At 55.4% G+C, this 4,454-nt stretch carries 3 protein-coding genes; all 3 read right to left on the reverse strand.

What is annotated here, in order from left to right; all coding sequences use genetic code 11:
* A partial coding sequence (locus ACJHWT_RS25045; RefSeq protein WP_410232375.1) for a prophage tail fiber N-terminal domain-containing protein occupies positions 1-1,677 on the reverse strand: 1,677 nt, incomplete at its 3' end.
* A gap of 64 nt (positions 1,678-1,741) precedes the next feature.
* Entirely contained in the window at positions 1,742-2,341 is a 600-nt protein-coding gene (locus tag ACJHWT_RS25050; RefSeq protein ID WP_039022679.1) for an Ail/Lom family outer membrane beta-barrel protein, read from the reverse strand.
* 69 nt (positions 2,342-2,410) lie between these two features.
* A partial coding sequence (locus tag ACJHWT_RS25055) for a phage tail tip protein (protein WP_410232376.1) occupies positions 2,411-4,454 on the reverse strand: 2,044 nt, incomplete at its 5' end.

Genomic DNA, 4,454 nt, shown 5'->3' on the forward strand with positions numbered 1-4,454 from the left:
GAGCTGTACTATCCCTTTCTGTGCTGTTGTTGCATCCTGTGCGGTATATTTCCCGTTAGCCAGGTCATACGCGGCTTTTACTGCCTTCGGCGTTGCCGCCAGCGTTTCAGACGTACTGTTGGTCGCACTGCTGAGCTGTACTATCCCTTTCTGTGCTGTTGTTGCATCCTGTGCGGTATATTTCCCGTTAGCCAGGTCATACGCGGCTTTTACTGCCTTCGGCGTTGCCGCCAGCGTTTCAGATGTGCTGTTGGTCGCACTGCTGAGCTGTACTATCCCCTTTTTCGTCGTGCTCGCATCCTCAAGCGCCACGGCGGATGCAATATCCTCTGCCCGTTTTGCCGCTGTCTCGGCGCGCGTTGCCGCGGATTCAGCCGCATTTTTGCTCTGAGCTGCCTCCGTCGCACTTCCTGCCGTCTCTGTCGCCTTCGTGGATGCCGTTGACGCACTCTCTGCCGCCGCTGACGCCTGTCTGGTCGCCTCATCTTTTGAAGCAGACGCAGATGATGCCGATGACGCCGCCGAACTGGCTGACGATGCGGCTGCCGTTTTTGAGGATTCTGCACTGGTTTCCGACGCTTTCGCGTTTGTTTCAGATGTCTTCGCGGCAGAAGCAGACCTCGCTGCTGCGCTGGCCTGTTCAGTGGCTTCAGTAGCCTTCGTTGTGGCTGTTGAAGCGGACGATGCGGCGCTTTCTGCCGATTTCCCGGCGGCGGTGGCACTGGCTGCTGCCTCCTCTGCCTTAATGGATGCTTCACGGGCCGATGATGCAGCTACTGTCTCCGAGCCTGCCGCAGCTGAGGCGCTCTGTTCCGCTGCCGTTTCAGAAGACTTAGCATTCGTCTCAGACGTTTTTGCCGCCTTCGCGGAATTTCCTGCCGCCGTTGCCGAGGAAGCTGCACTGCTGGCGCTTGTGGAGGCGTTCGTTTCTGATGATTTTGCCGCCTCTTTGGAGGCAGCCGCATCTCTGGCTGAAGTGGCGGCTTCTGACGCTTTCGTCGTCGCAGTGGATGCAGAAGTGGCTGCTGATTGTTGTGACGCTGCCGCATTCGTTTCTGACGTTTTCGCCTCACCGGCACTGGTGGCCGCCGCGCTTTTTGAGGACTCTGCAGCGGCAGCACTTTTTGACGCTTCCGTGGCCTTTGTTGATGCTGTTCCTGCGCTGGAAGATGCTGACTGAGCAGACGATGCGGCCTGTCCGGCTGACGTGCTGGCTGCGCGTGCTGAGTCCGCAGCATCAGTCGCATGGGTTGCCGCCTCACTGGCTGATGTGCTGGCATCGCTGGCTGACTTCTTCGCGGCTGCTGTGTTCTGTGCCACCGCGGACGCGTTACGCGCCACCTCTTCCACCATCAGTTCAAAACGGCGCAGTGCCTCCGGACGGGCATCATCCTCCGTCATGGCACCGAGAAAATCATTCAGCGTCCCCGGCTTTGAATCCTCATACACGGTGATGGTCCCGGCATGTGACGGCGGGAATCCTTCCACCATCAGAATAACGCTGTACTGACCGTACTCAACGTCCATGCTGTAACGCCCGGCTTCATCCGGATTTTCTGAGGCCAGCGTGTTCACCACGACCGTGGTACTGTTACGTTTTGCCTTCAGCTGAATGGTGCAGTTCTGTACCGGTTTCCCTGTGCCGTCTTTCAGTACACCTGAAATCTTTACTGCCATATTCACCCCACAAAAAAGCCCGCCTGAACCGGCGGGCTGTCATAACACTGTGTTACCTGGCTAATCAGAATTTATAACCGACACCCACGATGAAACCGTCAGTGCGCCAGTCACCACTGCCGGAGCCTTCATAAGCAATATCAATGGCCACGGATTCGGTCGGGTTAAACTGCACGCCAGCCCCCCACGCCAGAGACGTGTTACTGTGGCGACCATCATCACTTCCGGTCAGCACATCGTGCGTTTTCCCCTTGCTGTCGGTCACCTGCAGATAATCCCCGGAGAAGGTCGAAACACAGCTGTAAGCCACCCCCGCCATCGCATACGCGCTGAACCATTCATTCACGCGCACAGACGGCCCCGCCATCACGCTGAACCAGCGGTTACGCACGGAATCTTCATGCCAGCGGGTATCGCTGTAATGCGTTTTTTGTTCATCTTCTGCGTCGGCATAACTGAAAGACGTAATCAGCCCCAGCGTGTCCGTAAATTCATAACGGTATTTCACGTTAATCCCGTTCAGATTATCGCTGCCGGGTGCGTTCGTACGGGCATGAAGATACCCTGCGCTCAGTGTGGACTGATGTTCAGACGCCCATGCAGGCGCACCGGATACGGCCAGACAGATGGCTGCGGAAAAAATGGCTGCACAAACTTTACGCATAATTACCTCTCGCTTTTCTGCAATAAAAAAGGCGCCATTTCTGGCGCCCGTATTGGGGTTATAAAAATTTCAACTGATACTGATACCGGATGCGGCTTTTTTCGTTACCGAGACCATTAAATCACTGATCCATGTTCTGGGCTCTCCACTGCCGCTCGACTGAACTTCAAATGTTAATATTACATCTCCGTCCCCCACTGGCATATCAATGATATTGCTGTACACGACTGTTGTCCTTTTCGAACCACTAGTGGATTTGTCATAGATTACATTGCCATTTTTGCGCACAATTAATCTGCAGGTATCGTAGATATTAGCGCCATCATTTCTACTAAAATATGGTGGCGCACCGTACATGATTGGTTGAATTATAATCTGCCTGTCAAAGGCATGATCGTCCTTAATATGAACGGTAAGTGAACCCTGTGGGTATTCTCCGGGGTGCGGAAATCGATGCCCTGTCGTTTTTACAAAATCACCACGCACCTGGTTAGCATCAAGCATCCCCTTAATAGTACAGCTCTCATTAATCGTGACGTTGTTGAGCGTCCCGGCGTTCGCATTCACACTGCCACTGATATCCGCATTTTTAGCAGTCAGCTTTCCGTCAGGTGTCAGGGAGAATGCCGGAGGATTGCCACCACTGGTAATCGTGGGAGCAATAAGGAACTTGATCAGCGCCTCATTAATAAACGTCTGTCCGCCCTGTGTGACCAGTGCAGGAGTGGTGTTACCATTCGCCGGGTTAATAAATGCCACCCGGTCTGCAGCCAGCAGCACCTGACTCTGCATGCCGTCGGGGGTGTTCTCAATACCGGCACCGATACCCGCAATATAAAGGCGTCCGTCCTGCATCTGCTGCAGCTTCACTGCCCACATGCTGTTCAGGTTATTATTTGTATCAACCTGAACCTTCTGTATCTGCTGGATCGCTGCACTCTGGTCTTCCAGTTTCTTATTGACGGTCTGTGTTATTTCATTGCTGACATCCGTTATGGACGTCCTGATTTCAGTCAGGTCAGGCGCAAGCTGACCGTTATCAATCTGCGTCCACAGCTCCTGAGCCAGATGGGTTTTCCCTATCTCTCCTTTGAAAAAATCCAGATAGCCGGACGCATCATCACTCGGCTGACCAACAGCCTCCACAAATGCCGATTTGCCAACGGTGTTCACACTGCGGATATAAAAATAATAATCATGGCCCGGTTTGATATTGATACTGGCAGCTATCCAGTACAGCGCCGTGCCAAGATAGCGGGCTGTGGTTTCAACCTGCCTGATATCCGCAATCCGCTTTTCCGAGAACCAGAATTCAAACTGTACCGTCGGGTCATAAACGGCAAGATGCGGCGTGGCGGTTATCTGAAAATAGCCCGGCGTCAGCTCAATCCGCGACGGCGCTGCCGGTGCGGCAATCCGGAACGATACCGACGCCGGATCGCCCTGCTGCCCCCACGCATTTACTGCCCGGACTGTCAGCCTGTAGTTCCCCAGAGCCAGTTGTGTGAAGCGGTAAGTGGTTTCCGTCGTCCGGGCCGTGCTGACCAGCCGCTCACGGCCGTCATCCGCTGCCACGGTCAGGCGAAGCAGGAAGCTCACGCCCTTCACCACCTTCGGCGTGTCCCAGCGCGCCAGCACCTGGTATTCCACGCTGTCTGCGGTGACTTCTGCGGTCAGGTGCTGCACCGCTGGCGGCGTGACACCATTTACCGTGCCGCTCTGGTCGCCGTCAAAGTGCGCCCCGTTATCCACGATGGCCTCTTTTTCCGGTACATGCTGCACGGCGGTGATGGCATACGTGCCGTCGTCGTTCTCACGGATACTCACGCAGCGGAACAGGCGCTGGCGCAACGTCGGCAGCTTCAGCCCCCATACGCTGTATTCAGCAACGCCGTCAGGAACACGGCTCACTTTCACCTTCACGCCGTCGGTGACGGACTGAACCTCCACGCTGACCGGACTCCCCTGCCCGTCAACCAGGCTTATCAGCGTGGTGCCGGAAGATGGCAGCGTGATTTCACGGTCGAGCGTCAGCGTCCGGGTCTGGCTGTTTACCGCCAGCACGCGCCCGCCGGTGCGGATACCGGCATAGTCATCATCGCAGATTTCAATG

This window comes from Escherichia sp. WS338 (genome assembly GCF_046486405.1).
GTDB lineage: Bacteria > Pseudomonadota > Gammaproteobacteria > Enterobacterales > Enterobacteriaceae > Escherichia > Escherichia coli.

Excerpts from the sequence above, each read along its gene's own strand:
- ACJHWT_RS25050 (WP_039022679.1), bottom strand. The coding sequence starts at position 2,341 with ATGCGTAAAGTTTGTGCAGCCATTTTTTCCGCAGCCATCTGTCTGGCC.